The 7,813-nt window shown below is 59.9% G+C and carries 1 protein-coding gene; it reads left to right on the forward strand.

The window, feature by feature from the left end; all coding sequences use genetic code 11:
• Positions 1-14: 14 nt before the first annotated feature.
• Positions 15-7,730 carry an FG-GAP-like repeat-containing protein gene (locus ABX749_RS14265; protein ID WP_372896568.1) on the forward strand — a complete coding sequence of 2,572 codons (7,716 nt, stop codon included), beginning with the start codon at positions 15-17 and terminating at the stop codon, positions 7,728-7,730.
• Positions 7,731-7,813 lie beyond the last annotated feature (83 nt).

Here is a 7,813-nt window from a genome sequence, read left to right on the forward strand (position 1 = left end):
ATTCGCTGGGCAACGTGATCGGCGAAAACCAATCGGGAACCGGAATCGTTCTGCAAATCCAAGACGACCAACAAGTCTTCGTCGCGCTCTCGGGCGCAAACTCATCCGGCCCCGTCTCCGGTGACTACGCGATGGTCGTTGATCTGGTCGACGACGCTCAGGCATTCCCCGACCTCGGCGACTCCTTCGAAACGGCCGGACAGCTCGATACCACGTCCTATCGAGGAAACTTCGTCGGCATCCTTGATGGTCCCTCCGATCGCGACTTCTTTCAATTCGAAATCGACGACATCGAATTTCTGCGGTTCGACCTGCAACTTAGCGGCAGCGAACAAATCGTCGAAAGCGGCAAAGAAATGCGGCTCTACAACGCATTCGGCCAAGAGTTGATCTATTCACCCAACGGCCGGATCTCGACCGAGGTCGACGATGCCCTGGTGCCGGGCAGCTACTTCTTGGAGGTCCTCGCCGACAGTCCGATCGGTACGGGAGCCTACGCGGTCGAGTATGTGACGATCACCGATTTTTCGTTGCAGCGGGACAACGCCGTTCACTTCATGGACTTCGACAGCACCGATGCGTACCTGGGATTTGATCGCGTTGCACCGTACGCCGTTCCCGAAGCGATCGATTACTACCTCGGAACCTTCGATTCACGTTACGGCGTCTACGATGCCGAAGCGACTCGCGACAAACCTGCGGCGGGAAAAGAACGCGTCGCCTCGGGGATCGGCAATTTCGGCGACATCGGAGCGGGCGGTTTCGGCGGCGGCTATCGCGGTGTACGGAGCAGCAATGGCAACACGGTCAACAGTGCCAGGGAAACCTCCGCGACGGTCTTGCGGCGGTTGACCACCACGACGGTGAACCACGAATTCGGTCACGCGACCGGTCTGCCGCACGCCCGTGACGTCCAAGCCTTCATGTCGTATGTCGGGACAACCGAGTATCTACCGGTCGGCGGCACCTATGCCTTTCAAGGAACCGATTCGCGGCGTCCGGGCAATCAAGTCTATGACGTCCGCGACTACTTGGATTTCATCCTTCAACCGGGCTCCCAAGTCTACGTCTCTGAACAAACCGAAAGTGCCGGCCAGGTTTCCCTGGACAGCTACTTGCGGGAAATGTCGATCGATTACTCGCCGACCGCCCTTCACGATGTCGGCGATCGGCCGACCGATGTGGCCGCCGGTGACTTTAACAATGACGGTCGAGACGACATCGTCATGTCCAGTGACACCGACGACAGCTTGCAGATCTTCATCGCCGCCGCCGACGGCACCCTGGGGGCTCCGTTGACGATCGCCGCCGGCGGAAACCTGGGATGGTGGACCGATGTGTTAGAAGTCGGTGACTTCGACAAAGATGGTGACGACGACATCGCGATGATCGTCAACGGCGCCCAACGCGTCTCCGTGTTGATCAGCAACGGCGACGGCACGTTTGCTCCCGCGTTCAATTATCCCCTGTTCGGCAATCCCAACGGGCTGCACGTTTCGGATTTGAACAACGATGGCGTCCTGGATTTTGCCACCACGGTCCGCAACGACAATTCGATCCGCGTTTACACCGGTAACGGTGACGGGCGGTTCAGTTTTCTGGAACAGTTGTCGACGGGGACGGCACCCCACGGTGTGTCCTCGGGGGACTTCGACGGCGATGGCAACCAAGACTTGGTCAGCACCAACCTCACCAGCGATGACCTGACGCTCTGGTACGGAAACGGAGCGGGCGGATTCAATCGTCCCGTCGTTTTTGCGACCGGGGACGGACCCGAAAGTGTGACGTCAGACGATTTTAATAATGACGGTCGAGACGACCTGGCCGTCGTGTATCGAGAGGACCGGGCCGTGCGCGTGTTCCTGTCCGATGCGTCGGGGTTACCGGTCCTCGATGCGTTTCACGACACGCGAATCACCACACACTTCATCTCCTCCGATGACATCGACCAAGACGGATTCGAAGATCTGATCGTCGGCGGGTTCGGCAACACGCTCAAGGTTCAACTGGGCAGCCCCGACGGAACCTTCACCCGACCGATCTCCATTCAAACCGGCAACGGCGAAGCGGTCGGAGCGGTCGCGGATCTCGACGGCGACGGCGACAACGAATTGGCGATCACGAACTATTGGGAAGGAACACTGTCGGTGGTCGATGAGCCGGCCGACGCGACCAAGAACGACCGCGTGGTCGTGTTCGCAATGATCGACAGCGACCGCGACGTCGACCAGTACACCGTCGATGTGGCCGCCGGCCAACGATTGACGTTCGACATCGATTCCGCGGAATTCCAATACCCGCTCGACAGCGTGATGTCGATTCTTGCGTCCGACGGGTCGCTGATTGCGACCAGCGACGATGCGACCGACGGCAACAGCGGGATCAAGAGTGTCGATCCGTTTCTGGATTGGACCTTTGCCAGCGACGACACCATCACCGTTCGCATCGAAGGCAAGTTGAGCTCGGCCGGGAACTACCGACTGAAAGTCACACCGGGGCGTGCCATCGATTCGGTCGGTCCGACGGTGATTGCGATGCACCCCGACAACGGCGACGTCGTCAACAGCACCCGGCAAATCACGTTCTATTTTGACAGCGTCCTAGACGAAACCACTCTGACGCCGGAAAACATCGTCGTCAGCGATTCGTCGGCGGGCGTGATCGCAGGGACCGCCGTCGTCAATCCACTCGATTCGACCGTCGTCTGGACGGCCGACTCGCCGCTGACGCCGGGTAACTACACCATCCGGTTGGTCAGCGGCACCGGCGGCATCACCGATCTGGCCGGCAACCCGCTCAACGGATTGGTGCAAGCGGATTACGCGTTCCCCGATCGCAGCGGCAGCGCGACCTCGCCGGCCGAGGACTTTGTCACCCGATTGACGATCAGCGGGACCGACACGACGCCGGCGCGGGTCCAAAGCGTCTCGTACATTCGAGACCCGTATAACGCCAGTCGCTTTGTCGTGCGGATGAATGATCAATTGAGCATGCCCAGCGTTCATTCGGCAACCTACACGCTGCGGGGCACCGGTCCGGATGGGGTGTTCGACAACGCCGATGACACCTTGACCGAACTGGACGCGACCTACGAAGCGATTAATTCGACGTTCAATTCGACGTTGAACCTCTACTCGCGTGGCGTGGTCGATTCGGGACGCTATCGCATCGAAGCGGACTTGGTAGACGTCGCCGGACACGACGTGCGATTGTTCGAATTGGTGACGGTCTCCGGTAGCGTCGCTGAAGCGAACCTGTTCACCGACGCAGCACTCAGCAACCCCGGGCTGACCGGTAGTTACGTCAACACCAGTCTCCGCACCGTTGACGAGATGGACTGGAGAGCGACGCAGACGATATCGGGAACCCGCATCGATCCCAAGGTTTCGTTTCTGCGTTCGGAATTCGGCATTCGTTCGACGGTCGGAATCACCGGCGGTGACGACGACAATTGGGACAACTTTTCCGTCCAATGGGACGGCTATGTCGTCGTGCCCGAAGACGGAGTTCAGTTGTTGACACGGAGCGACGACAGCAGCCGATTTTGGATCGACCTGGATCGCAGCGGATCGTTTGATTCGGGCGAATTGTTTGACAACGGCTGGGGCAGCAACCAACCGCTCTTGTCCGGCGAATTGACGCCCGGATTGATTGCCGGAACCTACCAGGTTCGGATCCAGTACCAGGAAACCGCTGGCGGCAACGAAATGCATTTCGATTGGATCCGGCCCGGTCGTCGCGTCGACGTCGGCGGATTCATCCACGGGCCGTCGGTCACTGACGTCTCGGTCACACCGGGGACCCACGTCTTTGATGATTCGATCGAGTCGCTCGACGTCACCTTTTCCGGGAACCTGGATCTCGGAACGTTGACCGCCGATAACTTTACGTTGCTGCAAAGCGATGATGCGACGTTTTTTGACGGTAACGATGTGGTGGTGCCGGACGCGGATGGATTGATCGGTTGGGATCCCTCGCGCAACGTGGCAACCTTGGAATTCGGCCAGTCGTTGCGTGCCGGGTTTTACCTGTTGGAGATCAACGGCGAAGCCGGCGGAATCACCAACTCCACCGGCGATCTGCTCGACGGTGAGTTTCTCAGCAATGCGATCTCGGGCAATGACAGCCTGTTTCTCTGGGACAAGAAGCCGTCGGGCAACGGCATCGCCGGCGGCGACTTCCGGGCGGCGTTCTCGGTCTCGCGTCCGTTGTTGGACATCGAAATCAATCCCGGATCGATCAGCGAAAACGGCGGCCGGGCGATCGCCACCATCCTCCGTCGCAACGCCGATTTATCGACGCCGATCGTCGTTTCGTTGTCTGTGTCGGACAACACCGAATTGCGACTCGGATCGTCGTTTGTGACCATCCCGGCCGGCGTCGACTCGGTCACGGTTCCCGTGTTCGGTGTCGACGATGACCTGCTCGACGGCCCCCAGTTCGTCGGCGTGACGGCGACGGCCAGCAATTTCCAAAGTGATGTCGCGTTTGTCGAAGTCACCGACTACGAGACCTTCGGCCTGCGGTTGAGTTCCCGTACGGTGTTTGAGAATTCCGCATCGGTCACGCTGACGCTGACACGATTGGATGCCCGCCAATCCGCAGTGGTCGACCTAGCGGTCTCACGCTCCGACCAACTGTTGCTTTCATCCACTCGCATCACGATTCCCGCCGGGCAGACTCAAGCGACGGTGACGCTCACCGGTCGTGACAACCAGATCCTTGATGGCACTCAAAGCGTCACGATCACCACGTTCAGCGTCGGGATGATTGACGCAGCGACCACCCTCGACGTGCTCGACTACGAGCCACTGACGTTGATCATCGACGAAGATTCCATCCGTGAGAATGGCGGCACGGCGACGGCGCGGCTGACACGCACCGATACCAGCCAACCGCTGACGGCAACGATCCGGACCACGCCGGCCGGATTGTTGAGTGTGCCGGCGACGATCACGTTTGCCGATGGTGCGGCAACGTCGGATCCCTTTGTGATCACCGCCAATGACAATTCCACGCTCGATGCCATTCGTGTCGGAACCGTCACCGCGTCCGGCCCGGGATACATCACCGCGACGGACACCGTCAATGTGACCGACTACGAAGAATTGACCTTGGTGACCGCATCGAATTCCATTGCGGAAAATGGCGGCACCATCGAGATGCAAGTGCGTCGCAGTGACCCGCGTGGCAACACGGTGGCAACCCTGGCGTCGACCAGCCCGGGCAGACTGGCCGTGCCGGGGGCGGTGCAATTCGATGACGGAAGTCATCTCTCGCGACCTTTCTTTGCTGCCGCGATCGACAACGATCAATTGGAAGGCGACCAAATCGTCTCCGTGGTTGCATCAGCGACGGGGTACCAACTGAGCCGAACGGAGCTGACCATTACCGATCACGAGCAACTGACGCTCACCCGTCTCGGAGACCCATTGACCGAATCGAGCGGCACGGCCACCTATCGGGTCACGCGTCCCGCGCCGGAGGGCGAAGCGGTCGTGGTGATCAGCGGCGGTGCGTTTAGTAGTCTGAGGCTGCCGGCAAGTGTTCGCTTCGGCGCAACGCAAACGGAAGTCTTCTTTACCGCGGAGGTCGTCGACAACCCGACCGTCGCCGGTGATCAACAGGTTGATGTCACCGTGGCATCGGCAGGCTACATTGCCGACACGTTGACCGAGACGATCCAGGACAACGACACTCCGGAAATGCGTCTGTTGATCGATTCGCCTCATCTCGTCGAAGGCAGCCGACGGAGCGTCGCCAGATTGACCCGCAACACGCTCCAGAGGATGACCGTCTCGATCACGCCTTCGGTCGCCGACGTGCTGCAACTGCCTTCCTCGATCACCTTCCTTCCCGGTCGACCGACGGTCGCGTTTGAAATCGCTGCGATGGACAACCAGGTCGTCGATGGCACGCGCGAGATCGATCTGACGTTTGCCGGTGCCGGGCATCCCGACGAAGTGGTCACGATTTCGGTGCTCGATGACGAGGTCGCCGGTTTTGACTTTCTGACTTCGAATTTGCAGGTCACCGAAGGCGCCGCGCCCGGCGTGACGTCGTTGGCATTGTCGGTTCGACCGATCAGTGACGTCACGATTGCGATCGCGTCGAGTGACCCGTCGCAATTGGACGTTTCGACGACGGAGTTGACCTTTACGCCCGATAATTGGTCGATCCCACAGATTCTGGAAGCCACCGCAATCAACGACTTCACTTCTGAAGGGGACACTCAAGAGACGCTGACCGCGACAGTGACGTCCGGCGTCGCGTTTGATGAGCTGGAACCACAAACGCTGATCGTCGATGTGATCGACGACGACGTGGCTTCGATTTGGCTGGAGGAGACCGACGGTTCAACGATCGTCAACGAATTCGGATTGGATGACCCGTTCTCGCTGGCGCTCGAAACGCGTCCGCTTTCTCCGGTGCAGATTTCGATCGACGGCGCGGCTGTGCCCGAGGCCGTGTTCACCCCCTCAGTCTTGACGTTCACGCCCGACAATTGGGATCAGCCCCAGGTCGTCGTGGTCAGCACCCCGCTCGACTTTGTTGCCGACCGGAACCTGATCGGATCGGTTTACGTCAACGTTGATCGAGGTCCAAGTGACCCGGTCTACGCCGAAGCCAGTCGACGAATCATCGGTGTCGTCCACATCGACTCGATCCTCAGCGACCTCAGGATCCGTCAGGAAGGAGATCGAATTGTTCTGATCGACGAGATTAGCGGCGAAACGCTGCGCAGCACCGCTGTCGGCGATCCCGGTGGGGCTACGTTGGAAACCGGCGACCGCAGCGAATCGATCTTCGTCGAATCCTTGCCCGATCCGACGCAGGTCTCCATCCGGTCTGGCAACGGTAACGACCAAATTGCATTGTCCGAAATGACCGGTGGCGAGGTCGACGGCGGAGACGGTTATGACACGGTCACGCTGATCGCCGGTGGATTGCTTCCACCGGAGCTGTCCGGTGGCGTGGTGTTGCGAAACATCGAACGACTCGATTTGACCGATTCGGCCAGCCAGGCACTCGACTTGGACGCTCCGGCGGTGATCGCGATGACCGATGCCAACAACTCGCTACACATCAACGTCGGACCGGAGGACCAATTGACGTTGGCAAATGGCTGGCAGTTCGAAACGCCCATCAAGGTCGCCGGTTACGCCACGCACCGATTGGTCAAAGACGACGCCACCATCCATGTGTCCGGCGGCTCCGTTTGGCAGAACCCCTTCAACCGTTTCGACGTCAACCGGAACGGCGAAGTGAGTCTGATCGACGCGTTGATCACGATCAATCGCCTGGCCGTTGACGGTCAGAATGAGTTGCCGACGCTGCCGGAGATGAGTTCGTACCAATTCTACGACGTCAACGGCGACGGGTTGGCGACCAGTCGTGACGCGCTCGCGATCATCAACTCTCTCGCCGCCCAGGTCGGAAGCGAAGGAGAATCACCGCGGTTTGGAACCCTACCGGCCGGGCCCGATGCGGCGTCAATGACCGAACCGGCTGGCGGTGAGACATCCAACTCGCTTTCGCCGTCGATGGCTGACCCGATCAAGCCGTCTGAGTTGTCACCGGCGGATCCCGCCCCCTGGGCAAATTGGGATCCCGGTCGTGTCGACCAGGCCATCGACGCACTGACCGACGTGATGGGCGAGGAGGACGACGATGAATCAGACGCTGCGGAAATGGATTGGATCGACCTGTGGTCGACGTCCATCGGCTAGCGGTGCGTGTTTGCTAAATTTCTGGGTAGTGGACGAGGCGACGAGTCCTCTGCATCCTGGCCGACCGCGCCATCCGACGCTGG

The organism is Stieleria sp., from assembly GCF_041595215.1.
In the GTDB taxonomy this organism is placed as follows: domain Bacteria; phylum Planctomycetota; class Planctomycetia; order Pirellulales; family Pirellulaceae; genus Stieleria; species Stieleria magnilauensis.